The organism is Burkholderia anthina, assembly GCF_001547525.1.
GTDB classification, from domain to species: Bacteria; Pseudomonadota; Gammaproteobacteria; order Burkholderiales; family Burkholderiaceae; genus Burkholderia; species Burkholderia semiarida.
The window spans coordinates 52,286-73,134 of the sequence record NZ_CM003768.1 but is presented as its reverse complement, the minus strand read 5'-3'; the positions used below and the strand labels follow the sequence as shown (position 1 = coordinate 73,134).

The window sequence follows — 20,849 nt, the reverse complement described above, 5'->3', positions numbered from 1 at the left end:
TCATCAGATTAGGCGACGCTATGGGCAAATGACGAGGAGGGCCGGCATCGCGGACAAGCGCGCGGCCGGCCTCGGAAGCTGGAGAACATCGGCCCCGCCATGCGCAGACCATAAAAAAACCGGGCGCCCCTCTCGGACGCCCGGCTTTCACGAAACCCGCTCGCGCTTCGACTCAGCGCGGCAGTTCCGAATGCCCCATCAGGTACGCATCGACCGAGCGCGCGCACTGGCGGCCTTCGCGGATCGCCCACACCACGAGCGACTGGCCGCGACGCATGTCGCCTGCCGCGAACACCTTGTCGACCGACGTGTAGTACGAACGATCGCCTTCGGTCGCCGCGCGCGCATTGCCGCGCGCATCCTTCGCGACGCCGAACGCGTCGAGCACCGGCGCCGCCGGCTGCGTGAAGCCCATCGCGAGCAGCACGAGGTCGGCCTTCATCTCGAACTCGGAACCCGGCACTTCCTGCATCTTGCCGTCCTTCCACTCGACGCGCACCGCGATCAGCTTCTCGACCTTGCCGTTCTTGCCTTCGAGACGCTTCGTCGCGACCGCCCAGTCGCGCTCGCAGCCTTCCTCGTGCGACGACGACGTGCGCAGCTTGATCGGCCAGTACGGCCACACGAGCGGCTTGTTTTCCTCTTCCGGCGGCTGCGGCAGCAGCTCGAACTGCGTGACCTGCTTCGCGCCGTGACGGTTCGACGTGCCGACGCAGTCCGAACCCGTATCGCCGCCGCCGATCACGATCACGTGCTTGCCCTTCGCCAGCAACTGGTCGGGGAGCTTGTCGCCTGCGTTCACGCGGTTCTGCTGCGGCAGGAAGTCCATCGCGAAATGCACGCCCGCGAGCTCGCGGCCCGGCACCGGCAGGTCGCGCGGCGTTTCCGAACCGCCGGCGATCACGACCGCGTCGAATTCTTCCTTCAGCGTGTCCGGCGAAATGGTTTCCTTCGCGAGGCTGCCGATCGACTCGGGCAGCGGATCCTTGCCGATGAACACGCTGGTGCGGAACGTCACGCCTTCCGCCTCCATCTGGCGCATGCGGCGGTCGATCAGCCACTTCTCGAGCTTGAAGTCGGGAATCCCGTAACGCAGCAGGCCGCCGATGCGATCGTTCTTCTCGAACACCGTCACGTCGTGACCGGCACGCGCGAGCTGCTGCGCGGCGGCGAGGCCCGCGGGGCCCGAACCGACGACCGCCACCTTCTTGCCCGTCTTGTGCGCGGCCGGCTGCGGCTTCACCCAGCCTTCCGCCCACGCCTTGTCGATGATCGCGTGCTCGATCGACTTGATGCCGACCGGGTCGTCGTTGATCCCGAGCGTGCACGCGGCTTCGCACGGCGCCGGGCAGATGCGGCCCGTGAACTCCGGGAAGTTGTTGGTCGAGTGCAGGACTTCGATCGCCTGCTGCCAGTCCTGGCGGTAAACGAGATCGTTGAAGTCCGGGATGATGTTGTTGACCGGGCAGCCGTTGTTGCAGAACGGGATGCCGCAATCCATGCAGCGCGCGCCCTGGACCTTCGCGTCCGCGTCGGTCAGTGCCGCGACGAATTCCTTGTAGTGCTTCACGCGCGTGAGCGGTGCTTCGTACGCCTCGTGGCGGCGTTCGAACTCCAGAAAACCGGTTGCCTTGCCCATAAGGTGCTCTTCTGTTCGGTGTATCGGGTGGGGGAGCCGCGCGCGGCCGTCAGGCGCGCGCGGCATTCGCTATGTCGTTCGTCGCTCAGGCGGCCAGCACTTCCTTCGCCGCCTTCTTCGCACCGATCTCGCCCAGCGCGCGCTTGTATTCGTGCGGGAACACCTTCACGAACTGGCGGCGCGCCGCGTCCCAGTTTTCCAGCAGCGACTTCGCGCGCGGCGAACCCGTGAACTGGAAATGACGCTCGACGAGCCCCTTGAGCAGCGCTTCGTCGGTCGTGCCTGCGTGCCAGAGCGCGCGGTCGACCGTGCGCTCCTGCTCGGCCTGCTGCAGCACCGGCTCGAGCGCGACCATCGACTTGTTGCACTTCGCCGCGAACGTGCCTTCCGGATCGTAGATGTATGCGAGGCCGCCCGACATGCCGGCGGCGAAGTTGCGCCCCGTCTCGCCGAGCACGACGACCGTGCCGCCCGTCATGTATTCGCAGCCGTGGTCGCCCGTGCCTTCGACGACCGCCGTCGCGCCCGAGTTGCGCACGCAGAAGCGCTCGCCGGCCACGCCGCGGAAGAAGGCTTCGCCTTCGATCGCGCCGTACATCACCGTGTTGCCGCAGATGATGTTTTCCTCGGACTTGCCGCGGAAGTCGTTGGTCGGACGGATGATGATCCGGCCGCCCGACAGGCCCTTGCCGACGTAGTCGTTGCCGTCGCCGACGAGGTCGAGCGTCACGCCCTTCGCGAGGAATGCGCCGAAGCTCTGGCCGGCCGTGCCCTTCAGCTGGATGTGCACCGCGTCGTCGGCCAGACCGTCGTGGCCGTGCTGCTTCGCGATCACGCCCGACAGCATCGCGCCGACCGTCCGGTTCACGTTGCGCACCGGCTGGATGAACGACACGTGCTCGCCGTTCTCGATCGCGGCCTTCGCCTTCTCGATCAGCACGTGGTCGAGCGCGCGTTCGAGGCCGTGATCCTGCACGTCGACGTGGCGGCGCGCGACGTCCTCGCATTCTTCCGGCTGGTAGAACACGCGCGAGAAGTCGAGGCCCTTCGCCTTCCAGTGCTCGATGCCCTTGCGCGTATCGAGCAGGTCGGCGCGGCCGATCAGGTCGTCGAACTTCGCGATGCCGAGCTGCGCCATGATCTCGCGCACTTCCTCGGCGACGAAGAAGAAGTAGTTCACGACGTGCTCGGGCTGGCCCTTGAACTTCGCACGCAGCACCGGGTCCTGCGTCGCGACGCCGACCGGGCACGTGTTCAGGTGGCACTTGCGCATCATGATGCAGCCCTCGACGACGAGCGGCGCCGTCGCGAAGCCGAATTCGTCCGCGCCGAGCAGCGCGCCGATCACGACGTCGCGGCCCGTCTTCATCTGGCCGTCGGCCTGCACGCGGATGCGGCCGCGCAGGCGGTTCAGCACCAGCGTCTGCTGCGTTTCGGCGAGGCCCAGTTCCCACGGCGTGCCCGCATGCTTGACCGACGACAGCGGCGACGCGCCCGTGCCGCCGTCATGGCCGGCGATCACGACGTGATCGGCCTTCGCCTTCGCGACGCCGGCCGCGACCGTGCCCACGCCCACTTCCGACACGAGCTTCACGGAGATGCTCGCGCTCGGGTTCACGTTCTTCAGGTCGTGGATCAGTTGCGCCAGATCCTCGATCGAGTAGATGTCGTGGTGCGGCGGCGGCGAGATCAGGCCGACGCCCGGCACCGAGTAACGCAGCTTGCCGATGTATTCGGACACCTTGTGGCCCGGCAGCTGGCCGCCTTCGCCCGGCTTCGCGCCCTGCGCCATCTTGATCTGGATCTGGTCGGCCGATGCGAGGTACTCGGCGGTGACGCCGAAGCGGCCCGACGCGACCTGCTTGATCTTCGAGCGCAGCGAATCGCCGTCCTTCAGCGCAATGTCGCTGACGATCTCGTCGCCGATCACCGACTTCAGCGTCTCGCCCGCCTTGATCGGGATGCCGCGCAGTTCGTTGCGATAGCGCTTTTCGTCCTCGCCGCCTTCGCCGGTGTTCGACTTGCCGCCGATCCGGTTCATCGCGACCGCGAGCGTCGCGTGCGCTTCGGTGCTGATCGAACCGAGCGACATCGCGCCCGTCGCGAAGCGCTTGACGATCTCCTTCGCCGGCTCGACGTTTTCGATCGGGATCGCCCTGGTCGGCTCGACCTTGAACTCGAACAGGCCGCGGAACGTCATGTGACGCTTGGTCTGGTCGTTGATCAGGTGCGCGTATTCCTTGTACGTCTGGTACGAGTTGCTGCGCGTCGCGTGCTGCAGCTTCGCGATCGAATCCGGCGTCCACATGTGGTCTTCGCCGCGCACGCGGTACGCGTACTCGCCGCCCGCGTCGAGCATGTCGCGCAGCACCGGGTTGTCGCCGAATGCGTCGCGGTGCAGGCGGATCGCCTCTTCCGCGACTTCGAACAGGCCGATGCCACCGACCTTCGACGCCGTGCCCTTGAAGTACTTCTCGACGAGGTCGCTCGACAGGCCGAGTGCTTCGAAGATCTGCGCGCCCGTGTACGACATGTACGTCGAGATGCCCATCTTCGACATCACCTTCTGCAGGCCCTTGCCGACCGCCTTCGTGAAGTTGTAGACGGCCTTCTCCGGCGACAGGTCGCCCGGCAGCCCTTCGGCCATCTTCGCGAGCGTTTCCATCGCGAGGTACGGGTGCACGGCTTCCGCGCCGTAGCCCGCGAGCAGTGCGAAGTGGTGCGTTTCACGCGCGGAGCCCGTCTCGACGACGAGGCCCGTGCTCGTACGCAGCCCTTGCTGGACGAGGTGCGTGTGGATCGCCGACGTGGCGAGCAGCGCCGGAATCGCGACGTGCTCGGCATCCGTCTTGCGGTCCGACACGATCAGGATGTTGTAGCCCGACTTCACCGCGTCGACGGCTTCCGCGCACAGCGACGCGAGGCGCGCCTCGATGCCTTCCTTGCCCCACGCGACCGGGTAGCAGATGTTCAGCTCGTATGCGCTGAACTTGCCGCCCGTGTACTGGTCGATCGCGCGGATCTTCGCGATGTCCTTGAAGTCGAGCACCGGCTGCGACACTTCGAGCCGCATCGGCGGGTTGATGTTGTTCGTGTCGAGCAGGTTCGGCTTCGGGCCGATGAACGACACGAGCGACATCACCATGTTCTCGCGGATCGGGTCGATCGGCGGGTTCGTCACCTGCGCGAACAGTTGCTTGAAGTAGTGATAGAGCGTCTTGTTCTTGTTCGACATCACCGCGAGCGGCGAGTCGTTGCCCATCGAACCGACGGCTTCCTCACCCTGCTGCGCCATCGGCGCCATCAGGAACTTCAGGTCTTCCTGCGTGTAGCCGAACGCCTGCTGGCGGTCGAGCAGCGCGGCGCCCTGCGTGCGGCCGGCCGCGACTTCCTCGGCCTTCGGCTCGATCTCGTCGAGCTTGATGCGCACGGCGTCGATCCAGCTCTTGTACGGCTTCGCGTTCGCGAGGTTGTCCTTCAGTTCCTTGTCGTCGATGATGCGGCCGTGTTCCATGTCGATCAGGAACATCTTGCCCGGCTGCAGGCGCCACTTCTTGACGATCTTCGATTCGGGGATCGGCAGCGTGCCGGCTTCCGACGCCATGATGACGAGGTCGTCGTCGGTCACGATGTAGCGCGCCGGGCGCAGGCCGTTACGGTCGAGCGTCGCGCCGATCTGGCGGCCGTCGGTGAATGCGATCGCGGCCGGGCCGTCCCACGGCTCCATCATCGCGGCGTGATATTCGTAGAACGCGCGGCGGTTCTCGTCCATCAGCGTGTGCTGTTCCCACGCTTCCGGGATCATCATCATCACCGCGTGCACGAGCGGGTAGCCGGCCATCACCAGCAGCTCGAGACAGTTGTCGAACGAGGCGGTGTCCGACTGGCCCGGGTAGATCAGCGGCCAAAGCTTCGGCAGATCGTCGGCGAGCACGTGCGACGCGATCGCGCCGGTACGCGCGTTCAGCCAGTTCACGTTGCCCTTCACGGTGTTGATCTCGCCGTTGTGCGCGATCATCCGGTACGGGTGAGCGAGTTCCCACGCCGGGAACGTGTTGGTCGAGAAGCGCTGGTGCACGAGCGCGAGCGCGGACACGACACGCTCGTCCTGCAGGTCGCGGTAGTACACGCCGACCTGGCCGGCCAGCAGCAGGCCCTTGTAGACGACCGTGCGCGCCGACATCGACGGCACGAAGTATTCCTTGCCGTGCTTGAGCTTCAGCGCCTGAATGCGGTGGCTCGCCGTCTTGCGGATCACGTACAGCTTCCGCTCGAGCGCGTCCGTCACCATGATGTCCTTGCCGCGGCCGATGAAGATCTGGCGGATCAGCGGCTCGCTCGCCTTGACCGTCGGCGAGATCGGCATCGCATGGTCGACCGGCACGTCGCGCCAGCCGAGCACGACCTGGCCTTCGGCCTTCACCGTGCGCTCGAGCTCCTGCTCGCACGCGAGACGCGACGCGTTTTCCTTCGGCAGGAAGATCATCCCGACCCCGTATTCGCCGGCCGGCGGCAGGTCGACGCCCTGCTTCGCCATTTCCTCGCGATAGAACGCGTCCGGAATCTGGATCAGGATGCCCGCGCCGTCGCCCATCAGCGGATCGGCGCCGACCGCGCCGCGGTGATCGAGGTTCTCGAGGATCTTCAGGCCCTGCTGGATGATCTCGTGGCTCTTCTTGCCTTTGATGTGAGCGACGAAGCCGACGCCGCAGGCGTCGTGTTCGTTTTGCGGGTCGTACAGACCTTGTGCGGCGGGCACCGCGGCGAGCGGCTGCTGGTGGTCGTTCATGGGGACACCGTCGTAAAGGGGGCCTGGAGGCCGTTGAACCGTTTTCTTGTTGCCGTCGATCCCGCTTCCCGAGGGAGACGGCGCGGCCGACAGTGGTTGGGCAAGCTTCGCCCGGGCCACCGGAATTCGGAATATACGCGACGAATCAAGGGAATAGCAACAAAAACCGCTTGATCGAACCCCAATTAAACGAATGCCTCGATCCGGTGCTGTTTTATTGGGGCCGTATCGTTTTGGTGCAAAAAGAAGCGGCGCCCGCCGCGCCGCTCCTGGCCCGTCTTTCCGGCATTACTGCTGGATCGGCGGCGTGTTCTCGCGCACCTTTCTGGGGCGTCCGCGCGGCAACGGCGAGACGCGCCGGTTGGCGGTGCGCGCCGCCCACTCGCGGTAATTCTCGCCGCCGAGCACCCAGCCCTTCAGCGTCGCCTGCTGCAACTGGTCGGCCTGCCGCTCGTCGAGCGGCTGCTCGCACAGCTCCTTGTACGCGCGCTGGCGGTCGAACGGCGTGTTGCCGAGCGCCCAGTAGAGCGGATGGTCGGTGATCAGGCTGTCGACGGTGAGCCCGACGTGATGCCGGTAGCTCGACCAGCGATAGGCCTCGGGCGTCGCGACGAGCTGCGAACGCACCGGGCTCATCTCGACCACGCGGCTCGCGAGCAGGAAATAGCGCTCGCCTTCGATCACCGTCGCGCGATAGCGGCCTTCCCACAGGGTGCCGCGCCGCGAATAGCGCCGGTTGAAATGCGCGACGTAGCGACGGCCGACGGCCTGCATCGCCTTCGGCAGGCTGGCCTCGTCGCTCGGCGTCACGAGCAGTTGCACCTGGCGCGGCAGCAGCACGTAGGCATGCACCGACAGGTGATGATCGCGTGCGGCGGCCTTCAGGCAATCGATGAAGAGTTCGTAGTCCTGGTCGTCGACGAACGCGGGTTGCTGATCCAGGCCGCGCAGTATCACGTGCTGCGGCTGGTCGGGAACGTAGAGTCGTGCTAACCGTGCCATGCTGAATGTCCGTTTGAACGCGTTAGGAAATACCCGGAGGTCCGAAAATGCGCACCTGCGTAGAATGCCTGTCCTGTCAGGGCGCGGAAGCGTACGGTCGTGCGAATCCTAGGGTGAAAACTCTAACTTACGAGCTTGTTTGGTTTTAAACGCAGTCGTCATAATGAGCACGCCTTTGATCGGAGGAGACACAATGAAACGAAAACTGGCCATTACGGGGGCCGCAGCGCTCGCATTCACGTTAGCGGGCGGTCCGGCACACGCACAATCCGCAGGCGATTTCTACGTCAGCACCGGCTGGCTGCACCTTTCGCCGCAGGACAGCAGCGACCCGCTGTTCGTCTATGGCGTAGGCGGCACGCCCATCAACCAGTCGATTCCCAACACCGGCGCCGGCATCAACGACGCCGATACGCTCGGGCTCGCGGCTGGCTACTTCGTCACCGACCATATCTCCACCGAGCTCGTCATGGGGATACCGCCGAAGTTCGACATCACCGGCAAGGGTCAGTTCGAAAGATTCGGCGTACTCGGCCGTGCGTACCAGTGGAGCCCCGCCGTCCTGCTTCGCTACCACTTCAACGACGCCAACGCGACGTTCCGTCCGTATGTCGGCATCGGCGCGACGTACGTCTGGTTCACCGGCGCGAAGATCACGAACGGCAGCTTCGAGAACGGCGTGCTCGGCGGCCCGACCAGCGCGACGACCAGCAACCAGTGGGCGCCCGTCTTCAACGCCGGCTTCACGTACAACTTCACGAAACACTGGTTCGCCGGCCTGTCGCTCTCGTACATCCCGGTCAGCGTGACCGCGACCTTCACGACGGCCCGCCGCACGCCGGTCGGCACGCTGACGGAAACGTCGAAGGCCCACATCTCGCTGAACCCGATCGTCACGTACCTGAACGTCGGCTATCGCTTCTAAGCGTAGTCGAATATTTGGGGAATGGTTAATCCTGCTGCAATTTGTAGCGGAATTTTCCTGGCGTAACGTCTCCACGATGCAAAACGCCCCGGCGGGCATCCCGCCGGGGCGTCGTTTTTTCGCGTCCGGCACGTTTCGGGCAAGGGTTTCACCGGGCACCGCCGCCGCCGCGGCCGTCAGACGACGTCGATGTCGTCCAGCGCATCGGACGCGATCAGGTCGATACGGTCCGTGCAGACGGCATCGACGCCCCAGCGCGCAAGCTCGCGCGCCCGTTCGAGGTCGTTCACCGTGTAAACCAGGATGCGCAATCCGGCGCGCTTGATGGCGCGCACGAGCGGTTCGTCGAGCCGGGTGTGGTCTGCGTGCAACGATACGCAGTCGAGCGCGTCGATCACCTGCGCGCGCCAGTCGTCCGGCACGACTTCGTAGAGCATCCCGCGCGGCAGCGTGGGCGCGCTCGCGCGTGCCTGTTGCAGCGCGTCGAACGAGAACGACGACAGCAGCGGCGCCACGGCGGCATCGCGCCAGAATGCGGCCGCGTCGGCCGCCACGCGTTGCCCGGTTTCGCGCTCGCGCCCCGGGCACGGCTTGATCTCGACGTTCGCGGCCAGCCCGTGCGCGATGCAGCGCGCCGCCGCCGCCTCGAGCGTCGGCATCCGCTCGCCCGCGAAGCGCGCATCGCGCCACGCGCCCGCGTCGAGCGCGGCCAGCGCCGCATAACGCATGCCTGCCGCCGCGCCATGGCCGTTCGACGTCCGGTCGACCGTGTCGTCGTGCAGCAGGAAGGTCACGTCGTCGGCCGACAGCTTCGCGTCGAACTCGACCATCCGGTGACCGCGCCGCGCGCCCTCGTCGAGCGCGGCCAGCGTGTTCTCCGGCGCGAGCGTGCCGCCGCCGCGATGGGCGACGACGCGCGGATAGGGCCAGTCGGTACGGATCGTCATCATCGGTCTCCCGTCGATCGAACGGTTTCAGCCGGCGCGCCTGCCGGTCTCGGGATCGAAGAAATGCAGCCGGTGCGCGGGCAGCGCGGCCGCCAGCGCCGTGCCGCGCGCGGGGCGGTCCGCGTGCGGCAGGCGCACCGCGACGTCGTGATCGCCCCAGCGGCCGTGTGCGAGATTGTCCGCGCCGAGCAGTTCGCACGAATCGACCGGCAGCGTCGCGTGCGCCGCGCCCGGCTGCGGCGTCATGTGCTCGGGACGCACGCCGAGCACCCAGTCGCGCCCGGTGGCGATCTCGCTGCCGATGCCGGGCGCGCCGGCGACCGGCAAAGCCGGACCGCCGCCCGCGACGGTGAAGGTCGCGCCGTCTTCCGACAGCCGGCCATGCAGCAGGTTCATCGCGGGCGAGCCGATGAACCCCGCGACGAACACCGTCGCCGGCTTCTCGTACACGTCGACCGGCGCGCCGATCTGCTCCGCGTAGCCGCGGTTCATCACGATCACGCGCTGCGCGAGCGTCATCGCCTCGATCTGGTCGTGCGTCACGTACACGCTCGTCGTCGCGAGCCGCGCGTGCAGCCGCTGGATCTCGAGCCGCATCTGCACGCGCAGCTTCGCGTCGAGGTTCGACAACGGCTCGTCGAACAGGAACACCGACGGCTCGCGCACGATCGCGCGCCCCATCGCGACGCGCTGCCGCTGGCCGCCCGACAGTTCGCGCGGCCGCCGCGCGAGCAGCGGCTCGAGCTCGAGGATCTTCGCGGCCGCGGCCACCCGCGAATCGATCGTCGCGCGCTCGATCCCGCGAATCTTCAGCCCGTAGCCCATGTTCTGCGCGACCGTCATGTGCGGGTACAGCGCATAGTTCTGGAACACCATCGCGATGTCGCGGTCCTTCGGCTCCAGCGCGTTGACGACCCGGTCGCCGATCGCGATCTGGCCGTCCGTCACGCTCTCGAGCCCCGCGATCATCCGCAGCAACGTCGACTTGCCGCAGCCCGACGGGCCGACCAGCACGATGAATTCGCCGTCGGCGATCTCCACGTCGATGCCGTGCAGCACGTGCTGCTTGCCGTCGTAGGATTTCCTGACGCCCTTCAAGCTCAGCGCAGCCATACCTGGTCCTTCTCCCGGTTACCGTCGGTCGTTCATTTCTCGGAATCGACGAGGCCGCGCACGAACCAGCGCTGCATCGCCAGCACGACGACGAGCGGCGGAACCATCGCCAGCAGCGTCGCCGCCATCACGTATTGCCATTCGGTCGCGGCGTCGCCGCTTGCGATCATCGTCTTGATGCCCACCACCGCCGTCGACAGCGACGCTTCCGTCGTGATCAGGATCGGCCACAGATACTGGTTCCAGCCGTAGATGAACGTGATCACGAACAGCGCCGCGATACTCGTCTTCGACAGCGGCAGCACGACGTCCCAGAAAAAGCGCAGCGGCCCCGCGCCGTCGATGCGCGCGGCATCCATCAGCTCGTCGGGCAGCGTCATGAAGAACTGGCGGAACAGGAACGTCGCGGTCGCCGACGCGATCAGCGGCAGCGTGAGCCCCGCGTAGGTGTTCGTCAGGTGCAGCGTCGACACGACCTGCACGGTCGGGAAGATCCGCACTTCCACCGGCAGCATCAGCGTGACGAAGATCAGCCAGAACGCCGTGTTGCGAAACGGAAAGCGGAAATAGACGATCGCGTACGCGGACAGGATCGACACCGCGATCTTGCCGACCGCGATCCCGAGCGCCATCGCGAAGCTGTTCACGAGCAGGCGGCCGAACGGCGCCGTCGTGCCGCCGCTGCCGTGCCCCCAGATGTACGCGACGTTCTCGAACAGGTGCGTGCTCGGCACGAGCGACAGCGGCACCGTGAACACTTCCTGCGCGTTCATCGTCGCCGCGCAGAACGCGACGTAGACAGGGAACACGATCAGCACGACGCCGGCGATCAGCACCGCGTGGCAGAACAGGTCGAAGCCCTTGCGATTTTCGATCATGCGTATTGCACCCTGCGTTCGACGAAGCGGAACTGGATCACCGTGAGCGCGACGACGATGATCATCAGCACGACCGACTGCGCGCCCGAGCTGCCGATGTCGAGCCCCTGGAAGCCCTCCGCGAAGATCTTGTAGATCAGCGTCTTGGTGCTCTGCGCCGGGCCGCCGCCGGTGGCCGCGTCGATCACAGGGAACGTGTCGAAGAACGCGTAGACGAGGTTCACGACCAGCAGGAAGAAGCTCGTCGGCGACAGCAGCGGCAGCACGATGTTGAAGAAGCGCCGCACCGGCCCCGCGCCGTCGATCGCCGCCGCCTCGATCAGCGAGCGCGGGATCGCCTGCAGCCCCGCGTAGAAGAACAGGAAGTTGTAGCTCACCTGCTTCCACACCGACGCCAGCACGACGAGGAACATCGCCTGCTCTCCGTTCAGCGCGTGGTTCCAGACGATGCCGCCCTTCGCGAGCACATAGGTGATCAGGCCGATGCTCGGGTTGAACAGGAACGCCCACAGCACGGCCGCGATCGTCGGCGCGACCGCGTACGGCCAGATCAGCAGCGTGCGGTACGCGCGCGCGCCGCGGATCACGCGGTCGGCACAGGCGGCCAGCAGCAGCGACACGACGAGGCCGCTCACCGTGACGAGCGAACTGAACACGAGCGTCGTGCGGAACGAATCGAGATACAGCGGATCGGCGAACAGGTGCGTGAAGTTCGCGAGGCCGACGAATTCGCTCGACGTGCCGAACGCGTCCTGCATCTGCGTGGATTGCCACAGCGCGACGCCGGCGGGCCACAGGAAAAATACGGCGGTGATCGCGAGCTGCGGCGCGATCAGCAGGTACGGCACCGGGCTCGTACCGAAACGGGAACGGGATTGCATCGCGGGTGTCCGGTCAGGCGAAACGGAAGGGAAAACCGCGCCGCCGGACGGCACGCGCTCATGCGCGGCGCCGCCGGCGGCACGACGCGATGCGTGCTCAGCCGCCCGACTTCTCGAAGCGGCGCAGCAGTTCGTCGCCGCGCGACGCGGCCGAATCGAGCGCGTCCTTCGGCGTCTTCTTCTGCGCCCAGACCTGTTCGAACTCCTCGTCGACGATCGTGCGGATCTGCGGCATGTTGCCCAGCCGCAGCCCCTTCGTGTACGGCAGCGGCGGCTTGTTCAGCATCTGCTTGATCGCGGTTTCGGCGCTCGGGTTCTTCGCGTAGAAGCCCTGCTGGCGCGTCAGGTCGTATGCGGCGGTCGTGACCGGCAGGTAGCCCGTGTCCTGGTGCCACTTCGCGGCGACGCGCGGCGAAGCCAGGTACGCGAGGAATTTGGCCACGCCCTTGTAGGTCGCCGGATCCTTGCCGGCCAGCACCCACAGGCTCGCGCCGCCGATGATCGCGTTCTGCGGCGTGCCCTTCACGTTCGCGTCGTACGGCATCATCCCCGTGCCGTAGCTGAACTTCGCGAACTTCTGCACGTTCGCGAGCGCGCCCGACGACGTCGTCAGGATCCCGCAGTCGCCGCTGTAGAACTTCGCCGACGCTTCGTCCTTGCGGCCCGCGTACGTGAACGTGCCGTCCTTCGCCATTTGCTGGAGGAACGAAAGATGCGCGACCTGCTGCGGCTTGTTGAACTCGAGCACGGCATCGGTGCCGTCGAAGCCGTTGTTGCGGCTCGCGAACGGCAGCCCGTGCCACGCGCTGTAGTTTTCGAGCTGGATCCAGCCCTGCCACCCGGTCGTGAAGCCGCACGCCATGCCCGACTTGCGCAGTTTCTCGGCATCGGCCTTCACGTCGGCCCACGTCTTCGGCGGCTGGTTCGGATCGAGGCCGGCCTTCTTGAACGCGTCCTTGTTGTAGTACAGCACCGGCGTCGAGCTGTTGAACGGCATCGAGACGAGGTGGCCCGTCTTCGCGTCGCTGTAGTAGCTCGCGATGGTCGGCACGAACGCCTTTTCGTCGAGCGTCACGCCGGCCTGCTTGAACACGTCGTAGACCGGCACGACCGCCTTCTTCGCCTGCATCATCGTCGCCGTACCGACTTCGTAGACCTGGAGGATCGCCGGCGCGTTGCCGCTGCGATAGGCCGCGATGCCGGCCGCGAGCGCCTGGTCGTAAGTGCCTTTGAAGACCGGCACGATCTTGTAATCGCTTTGCGACGCGTTGAACTGGTCGGCGATCGCGTTGACCCGCTCGCCGAGCGCGGCCTCCATCGCATGCCAGAACTGGATTTCCGTCGCGGCGAGCGCGACGTGCTGCGCGCCGAACAGCAGCGCGCCGCCGAGCGCGATCGAACGAACCAGTGTCCCCGCAGGCTTCTTCTTCATCGACCTCTCCTATGAAAACGTTACCAACAGCGTGTGCAACATTCCCGTCGCCATTGAACCGGCGAAGTCTAGTGATCGTTTATGACAGTCAGTTGTCGTTGATGACGAACAGCCGCTGATATTCCTTCAGCGCGAAGCGGTCGGTCATGCCGGCGATGTAGTGCGCGACGAGACGCGGCTGCTGCGCCGCGTCGTCGGACTGGTACGGCGGCGGCAGCAGGCGCGGATCGTCGATGAACGCGTCGAACAGCCCCGTGACGACGCGTTGCGCCTTGCTCGCCATGCGCATCACCTTGTAGTGGCGATACAGGTTCTTGAACAGGAAGCGCTTGAGGGCTGCCGCCTGCGCGGCGACCTCGGGGCTATGCGACACGAGCGGCGGCGCGGCGCGCACGTCGTCGAGCGACGCGGGCGCGACGCGGGCGAGATTGCGCGTGGTCTCGTCGATCAGGTCGACGATCAGCGTGTTGATGATGCGGCGCACCGTCTCGTGCACGAGACGGCGGCCTTCGAGGTGCGGGAATTCCGCGAGCGCCGCTTCGTAGTGGCGCTGCCACAGCTCGACTTCCGCGAGCTGCTCGATCGTGATCAGGCCCGAGCGCAGGCCGTCGTCGACGTCGTGGTTGTTGTAGGCGATCTCGTCGGCGATGTTCGCGAGCTGCGCTTCGAGCGACGGCTGGCGGCCCTGCAGGAAGCGCTCGCCGAGCGCGCCGAGCTTGCGCGCATTCTCGCGCGAGCAGTGCTTCAGGATGCCTTCGCGCGTCTCGAAGCACAGGTTCAGCCCGTTGAACGCGCCGTAGTGCTCCTCGAGCTCGTCGACCACGGCGAGGCTCTGCAGGTTGTGCTCGAAGCCGCCGTGCTCGCGCATGCACGCATTCAGCGCGTCCTGCCCGGCATGCCCGAACGGCGTATGGCCGAGATCGTGCGCGAGCGAGATCGCTTCGACGAGATCCTCGTTCAGTCGAAGGTTGCGTGCGACCGAGCGCGCGATCTGCGCGACTTCGAGGCTGTGCGTGAGGCGGGTGCGGAACAGGTCGCCTTCGTGATTGACGAAGACCTGGGTCTTGTATTCGAGCCGGCGAAACGCAGTCGAATGGACGATGCGGTCGCGATCGCGCTGGAACTCGGTGCGCGCCGCCGGCGGCGGTTCAGGATGGCGGCGGCCGCGCGACTGCGACGCGTGCGCGGCATACGGAGCGAGATGGGCTTCCAGCGCCGCGAGCGTCGGCGGCTCGGCCACCGGCGCGGCGGATGCGCGGCTGGCTTCGGGCAGTGTGCTGCTGGATGTCTCGCTCACGTCTCCTCCATGTCGGCGGCGCCGGCGAATCCGGGCGCCGTTAGCCGGTCGTCTGCGCCAGTGTAGCGAATACCGCTTCGTCCGGCGCCTGCGTGATCAACGTATCGCCGAATCGCTTCAGCAGGATGAACTTGATCGCGCCGGCCTCGGCCTTCTTGTCGACGCGCATCAGATCCATGTAGCGCGCGTCGCCGAGCGCGGGCCCGCGGGTCGGCAGGTGCGCGGCCGCGATCACCGCATCGAGGCGCTGCCGCGACGCTTCGTCGAGGAGGCCGAGCCGCACCGACAGGTCGCCCGCCATCACCATCCCGCAGCCGACCGCCTCGCCGTGCAGCCATTCGCCGTAGCCGAGCCCGGCCTCGATCGCATGGCCGAACGTGTGGCCGAAGTTCAGGATCGCGCGCAGGCCGCCTTCGCGCTCGTCGGCCGCGACGACGCTCGCCTTGATCTCGCATGAACGCTTCACCGCATGCGCGAGCGCCGCGGGCTCGCGACGGTTCAGCGCATCGACGTTCGCCTCGATCCAGTCGAAGAACTCGGCATCGGCGATCGCGCCCGTCTTGATGACTTCGGCCACGCCGGCCGCCAGTTCGCGATCGGGCAGCGTCGTCAGCGCGCCGATGTCCGCGATCACGGCCTGCGGCTGGTAGAACGCGCCGATCATGTTCTTGCCGAGCGGGTGGTTAATGCCCGTCTTGCCGCCGACCGACGAATCGACCTGCGACAGCAGCGTCGTCGGCACCTGGATGAACGGCACGCCGCGCATGTAGCACGCGGCCGCAAAGCCCGTCATGTCGCCGACCACGCCGCCGCCGAGCGCGACGAGCGTCGTCTTGCGATCGGCGTGATCCGTCAGCAGGCCGTCGAAGATCAGATTCAGCGTTTCCCAGTTCTTGTACGCCTCGCCGTCCGGCAGCACGACCGTCGACACGCGCTTGCCGAGCGGTGCGAGCGCCGCGCGCAGCGCGTCGCCGTAGAGCGGATCGACCGTCGTGTTCGTGACGATCGTGACGGACGAACCCTTGATGTGGGGCGCGAACAGCTCGGCGCGGCCGATCAGGCCGGCGCCAATATGAATCGGATAGGCGCGGTCGCCCAGATCGACGTTGACAGTAATCATGCTTGTAGCGGCTTGGCGATGACGCCGGCCAGTTCGAGTTGCATCAGCACCATGTTGACGAGGCCGTTGACCGACGGGCGGCCGGTCTCGATGACGAAATCCGCGCATTCGCGGTACAGCGGGTCGCGCACTTCATACAGCGCTTCGAGACGCCCCTTCGGATCTTCCGTCTGCAACAGCGGGCGGTTCTTGTCCTTGCGCGTGCGCAGCCACAGATCGTGCGGATTGGCGCGCAGGTAGACGACGATGCCGTGGCTTTTCAGGCTGTCGCGATTTTCCGGGCGCAGCACCGCGCCGCCGCCCGTGGCGAGCACGATGTTCTCGCGCTGCGTGAGATCGGCGATCACCTGCGTTTCACGATCGCGAAACCCGGCCTCGCCCTCCAGCTCGAAGATCACCGGAATGCGCGCGCCCGTACGGGCCTCGATTTCGTGGTCGGAGTCGAAGAACGTCCTGTCGAGACGACGCGCGACCGCACGGCCCACGGTGGTCTTACCCGCTCCCATAAGGCCGACGAAAAATACGTTTGCATGTGGGTCCCGCGCTTGCAACGGCTTCCTCTGCTTCAATCTTGCTGGTGTGTGGCGCAGCTTACTGGCAAAGCGGCTGCCTTGTCGAGCCTGCGCCGGCGGCTTCCGGCCCCGTTTTCTCGGCATCCGCGCCGCCCGCGCCGGGCGCGCCGCAACGCGCGTCGACGACGGTCGGCGTGATGAAGACGACCAGTTCGTGGCGCTGGTCGCGCTGCGCGCGGTGCCGGAAAAGCGCGCCCAGAAGCGGTATTTTGCCCAAGAGCGGCACCCGCGTCACATCGTTCCGGTTCAGTTGCTCGTAGATGCCGCCGATCGCGACCGTCCCGCCGTTCTCGACCTCGACGCGCGTCTGCACGTGCTTCGTGTGGATCGCGGGGCCCGCTGCGGTCGGCTCCCCGACGCTGTCCTTCGTCACGTCGAGATCGAGCACCACGCGCCCATCCGGCGTGATCTGCGGCTCGACCTCCAGCTTGAGCGTCGCGCGGCGGAACTGCACGCCGCTCATGCCATTACCGACCTTCGCCTGGTACGGGAGTTCGGAACCCTGCTCGACGATGGCCTTGACGCGGTCGGCCGTCACCACCCGCGGACGCGAAACGATCTGGCCCCGACCCTGCGCCTCCAGCGCGCTCAGCTCGATGTCGAGTACGCGGCTGAGCGGCGCGGCGAACAGCGTGAAGCCGGCGGTGGCCGCGTCGAAGCCGCCGAGCGGCCGAGCGGCGAGATCGAGCGCGTTGCGCGTGTCCGCCGTGAAGGGCGTGCCGTCGGCCGGCGACGGCCGCCCCTGCGCACGCAGCGCGACACGCGCGCCGAGGCTGCGCGAGAAACCGTGCTCGCCTTCGACGATGCGGGCCTCGATCCGGACCTGCCGCGACGGCCGGTCGATCGCGTCGATCAGGCCGGCGATCTGCGCGATGCGCGGCGCGAGATCGGTCACGAACAGCAGGTTCGTGCGCGGATCGGCCGCCGCGGCGCCGCGCTTCGACAGCAGGCGTTGGCCGGTCGCGCCGGCCAGCAGCCGTTGCACGTCCTGCGCGCGCGGATAGTGCAGCACGAACGTACGGCTCGCGAGCGGCTCCAGATCGGCGGCCCGCGCGTGCATGTCGAAGCGCTCGCGTTCGCGCGCAGCCAGCTCGGCTGCCGGTGTGACCCAGATCACGTTGCCGCGCCGGGACATCGCGAGCCCGTGCGTGTCGAGCAGCGTATCGAATGCGTCGCGCCAGCCGACATTGTTCAGACGTAACGTCACCGTGCCCCGCACCTGTTCGCCGACGACGATGTTGAGCCCCGTGAACCGCGCGATCGCGTCGAACGCAGCCGCGAGCCCGACGCCCTGCAGATTCAGCGAGATCCGCCGTGCGTCGTCCGCATCGCCCGGTTGCCGGGCCGCGGCGTCGCTCATCCGGGCCGGCGGCCCCAGCGGAATCGGCGGTCCCTCCAGCGCGGGGCCCGGTGCAGCGGTTTCCGTCCGCAGCGCCGCACGCGCCGCCTGTTCCAACGGCGGCGGGCCGGCGTCCTGCGCGACCGCGCCGTCCATGCCGTCAGCCACCTGCGGCGGCAAGCGCGGCACCGGCACATCCGTGGATCCGGCAGGCCACACCGCCGGCAGCGGCGGCAACGACGCGCTTGCGCCGGCCGCCATCATGCCGGCCCAGATGGCAATCGCCCCACAACGGTACTTCGTCACGGCCGGCCTCCGTCGTCCAGGACGAGCCGCTGCGATCCGTCCACCGTCGCGAGCATCACGGCCGCGCGCTCGATGCGCACCACGCGCGCGGCCCCCAACACCTCGCCCGGTGCAACGGTCGTGAACGTGCCGTCGCCGTCGTCGAACAACGCGAGACCGGCACGCGCATCGCGAATCGTGCCGGCAAGGCGCGCGGCGTGCCCCGCCGCCTCGGCCAGGCCAGCCTCGCCGAACGGATCGGCGCCGGGCGCAACGGCGCGAACCGGCGTGTTGCCCTCCGCGGCCGATATCGCCGGCAGCGCCGGAAACACGTCGATGGACATGTCCACCCGCTCCGCCGACACGCCACGCTCGATACGCAGCGCCGACGGAACGGCCAGCACCGGAAAGCGCGCCAGCCCGCCAACCAGATGCAGCAGCGCACTGAAACCGCCATCCGCGGCGATATGCACGGTGCGCCTGCCGTCCGGTGCCGCGCCATCGGCGCGCTGCGGTTCGATCGACACGCCGTGCAGCCCGCTGGACGAGGCCAGATCGGCCAGTTCCAGCATCAGCGCGGCCCACTCCGGCGCCGGCGGCAAGCGATCGTCGCGCGTCGACGCATGATGCCCGTCGCGCCGTTGTGCGGCGGATGCAAGCATGCGTTGCGCGTCGGCCGCACGCGCCTGCGCCGCGGCAAGCAACGCGCGACTATGGGCAAGCCCGCTCAAGTCGGCCGCATTTACCAGATGAATGCCGCCCGCCAGCACGGCCGCGAATGCCAGCACGCAACCGGCGGCATGCACGGCCGCCGGCGACACGCGCGACATGCGGCCCGGCGCGGCGCCTTCGAGCGGCGCCGGCCAATGCACGAGCGCCGTCATGCGCCACCTCCCGATACCTTCCGCGACGACGTCGCGTCGTGCCAGCGCAACTGCACGGAGAACCGAAAAGGCATCCCGGCCGTCGAAGCCGGCCCATCCGACGCCGGCTTCAACGTGTCTATATCGATCCGCCAGTCGCGCTGCTCGCGCGCCATCGCGGCGAGCCATCGCGCAGCCGCCCGGTAACTCGCGGCGCGCGCATCGAGCACGGCGCCGGTGGACGTCATGCGCAGCGCGTCGAGCCGGACATGATCGACGCGCACCTGCTCCAGGGTCGCCAGCAACCCCGCCACGCGCCGGTAGGGCGCGGCCAGCGCCGCCGCCTGCGCGTCGCGCCGCGCGACGGCGGCGGCGGCATGGGCGGCGCGCGTCGCGGCAGCCACCTGTGGCTGCAACTGCCGCAGCCGTGCCTCCGCGCCGGCGCGCTCGGCGTCCACCCGCCACCGCGACAGCACGGCAGCGCCCGTCCACAGCCCGGCGCCGAGCACGCCGAGCAGCACCGCCACACTGAACTGCGCGGCCCGGCGTCGCCGCAACGCCTGCGCCAACCGCTCGCGGTACGGCAGCAGATTGAAGTCGCCGAGTACCGCCTGTACCGCCTGCCCGGCCGCACTCGCCGCGCCCTCGTTTGCCGCCACGTGACCGGCCATCATTCCCACACCCCGCGCAACGCCAGCCCGAACGCGACGGCAAACGCCGGGCCGCCCCGCACGCCGGCGCGCACGCACGGCTGCCCGTCCCAACCCGTGCAGTCGAACGGAACCGCCGCCGTGCCGAGCACATCGCCAATCTCTGCGACGGATGTATCGAATCGGGCGATACATCGCTCGTCCCCGGCGACGAGTACGCAATGGACGGCCCCGAACGAGCGCCGGCGCAACGCGTCGGGAAGCGCTTCCGGCAACGTGCCGGACAGCGTCAGCACCGGGATGGCCGACGGGCCCTCGATCCGCCAGCCGCGCACCCCTGCGTCGCAGAACCACAGCACGGCATAGGCGCGCTGCGCATCGGGTTCGAACTGCGCGGCATAGCGCAACGCACGCAGCACGGCGGCCGACTCGCCGTCGATCACCGTCAGGTCGATACCGGCCTGCGCAGCCACGTCGATCCGCCGCTCGAGCAGCGCCAGCGGCGCCACCGCCACCGCGATCTCGCCGGACCGCACGCCGCCGTAGTGCCGCCAGTCGAACGCGAGACTGTCCGGCGCCAGCCCCGAGAGGCGTTCGGCGGCCTGCCGCGCGGCGTCCGCGATGTCGCCGCGCCCGGCCAGATCGAGCGTCGCGGTGCGCATCTCGTCATCGTGCAGCGCCATCACGCCGCGCGCGTCGCACCGCACATCGGACGCCGACAGCCGCGACACGGCCGCCGCCAGCGCTCGTGCGACCGCTGCCCAGCGCGCGTCTTCCGGCCCATCCGCCAGCCCGACCGGTTCCCGCTCGAGCCCCTCGACGCACACCTCCGTGCCCCGGCCGCGCCCGCTGACCACGGCGACCCTCACCTCGTGCGCGCCGACGTCGATTCCCGTCGACCGATGCCTGCCCTGTACAAACCGCGCCACCCATCGTCCTGCCATCCCAGCCTCCCGAGATCGTCGCGGCCCACGCCGCGTTTCCGAGACCTGATTCTGCAAAGCGGCGCGCGCGGCCGACAGTCGGCCAAACGGCCAGAATCGGTTCGCGGCGGCCGTGCACGGACTATGCTGACGGCACGCCGATCCGCGGCTTTTCGACGGGCGGCCCCCGCGTC

At 67.8% G+C, this 20,849-nt stretch carries 16 protein-coding genes; 1 reads left to right on the top strand and 15 read right to left on the bottom strand.

What is annotated here, in order from left to right:
* Positions 1–172: 172 nt before the first annotated feature.
* The 3 genes from WS64_RS00390 to WS64_RS00380 all read right to left on the bottom strand — a co-directional run bounded on the left by WS64_RS00390 (position 173) and on the right by WS64_RS00380 (position 7,430).
* A complete protein-coding gene (locus WS64_RS00390) occupies positions 173–1,639 on the bottom strand; it encodes a glutamate synthase subunit beta (protein ID WP_059640198.1) in 1,467 nt (488 codons plus the stop codon).
* 85 nt (positions 1,640–1,724) lie between these two features.
* Complete coding sequence (locus tag WS64_RS00385; RefSeq protein WP_059577297.1) at positions 1,725–6,428, bottom strand: glutamate synthase-related protein; 4,704 nt, start codon at positions 6,426–6,428, stop codon at positions 1,725–1,727.
* Between the two features lie 288 nt (positions 6,429–6,716).
* Positions 6,717–7,430 (bottom strand): transposase, encoded by a 714-nt coding sequence (locus WS64_RS00380; RefSeq protein WP_027783329.1) that lies wholly within the window; start codon positions 7,428–7,430, stop codon positions 6,717–6,719.
* A gap of 193 nt (positions 7,431–7,623) precedes the next feature.
* On the opposite strand from WS64_RS00380, the gene WS64_RS00375 reads away from it, so the two are divergent.
* On the top strand, positions 7,624–8,355 hold the full coding sequence (locus WS64_RS00375) for an OmpW/AlkL family protein (RefSeq protein ID WP_060965489.1): 732 nt from the start codon (positions 7,624–7,626) through the stop codon (positions 8,353–8,355).
* Positions 8,356–8,531: 176 nt separating this feature from the next.
* On the opposite strand, the gene ugpQ is transcribed toward WS64_RS00375, so the two are convergent.
* From ugpQ to WS64_RS00315, 12 genes are all read right to left on the bottom strand, one after another.
* Positions 8,532–9,302 carry a glycerophosphodiester phosphodiesterase gene (gene ugpQ, locus WS64_RS00370; protein ID WP_060966862.1) on the bottom strand — a complete coding sequence of 257 codons (771 nt, stop codon included), beginning with the start codon at positions 9,300–9,302 and terminating at the stop codon, positions 8,532–8,534.
* A gap of 27 nt (positions 9,303–9,329) precedes the next feature.
* Entirely contained in the window at positions 9,330–10,415 is a 1,086-nt protein-coding gene (locus WS64_RS00365; RefSeq protein WP_060965488.1) for a sn-glycerol-3-phosphate import ATP-binding protein UgpC, read from the bottom strand.
* A gap of 32 nt (positions 10,416–10,447) precedes the next feature.
* Positions 10,448–11,293: a sn-glycerol-3-phosphate ABC transporter permease UgpE gene (ugpE, locus tag WS64_RS00360; RefSeq protein WP_059577311.1), complete on the bottom strand. Its 846-nt coding sequence runs from the start codon at positions 11,291–11,293 to the stop codon at positions 10,448–10,450.
* Entirely contained in the window at positions 11,290–12,174 is an 885-nt protein-coding gene (gene ugpA / locus WS64_RS00355) for a sn-glycerol-3-phosphate ABC transporter permease UgpA (RefSeq protein ID WP_060965487.1), read from the bottom strand. The genes ugpE and ugpA overlap by 4 nt, the downstream gene beginning before the upstream one ends.
* A 97-nt stretch (positions 12,175–12,271) precedes the next feature.
* Entirely contained in the window at positions 12,272–13,606 is a 1,335-nt protein-coding gene (gene ugpB, locus WS64_RS00350) for a sn-glycerol-3-phosphate ABC transporter substrate-binding protein UgpB (RefSeq protein WP_060965486.1), read from the bottom strand.
* 88 nt (positions 13,607–13,694) lie between these two features.
* On the bottom strand, positions 13,695–14,903 hold the full coding sequence (locus WS64_RS00345; RefSeq protein ID WP_059640206.1) for a deoxyguanosinetriphosphate triphosphohydrolase: 1,209 nt from the start codon (positions 14,901–14,903) through the stop codon (positions 13,695–13,697).
* A 40-nt stretch (positions 14,904–14,943) separates the two neighbouring features.
* Positions 14,944–16,023 (bottom strand): 3-dehydroquinate synthase, encoded by a 1,080-nt coding sequence (aroB, locus tag WS64_RS00340; protein WP_060965485.1) that lies wholly within the window; start codon positions 16,021–16,023, stop codon positions 14,944–14,946.
* Positions 16,020–16,574, bottom strand: coding sequence for a shikimate kinase AroK (aroK, locus tag WS64_RS00335; protein ID WP_059577324.1), 555 nt, complete (start codon positions 16,572–16,574; stop codon positions 16,020–16,022). Before aroK ends, aroB begins: the two co-directional genes overlap by 4 nt.
* A 40-nt stretch (positions 16,575–16,614) precedes the next feature.
* Positions 16,615–18,240 (bottom strand): type IV pilus secretin PilQ, encoded by a 1,626-nt coding sequence (locus WS64_RS00330; RefSeq protein WP_060965484.1) that lies wholly within the window; start codon positions 18,238–18,240, stop codon positions 16,615–16,617.
* The gene (locus tag WS64_RS00325; protein WP_060965483.1) at positions 18,237–19,103 is read right to left on the bottom strand and encodes a hypothetical protein; all 867 of its coding nucleotides are present in this window, start codon (positions 19,101–19,103) and stop codon (positions 18,237–18,239) included. The genes WS64_RS00330 and WS64_RS00325 overlap by 4 nt, the downstream gene beginning before the upstream one ends.
* Entirely contained in the window at positions 19,100–19,753 is a 654-nt protein-coding gene (locus WS64_RS00320) for a hypothetical protein (protein WP_060965482.1), read from the bottom strand. The genes WS64_RS00325 and WS64_RS00320 overlap by 4 nt, the downstream gene beginning before the upstream one ends.
* A complete protein-coding gene (locus tag WS64_RS00315) occupies positions 19,753–20,676 on the bottom strand; it encodes a type IV pilus biogenesis protein PilM (RefSeq protein ID WP_060965481.1) in 924 nt (307 codons plus the stop codon). The genes WS64_RS00320 and WS64_RS00315 overlap by 1 nt, the downstream gene beginning before the upstream one ends.
* Positions 20,677–20,849: the final 173 nt, after the last annotated feature.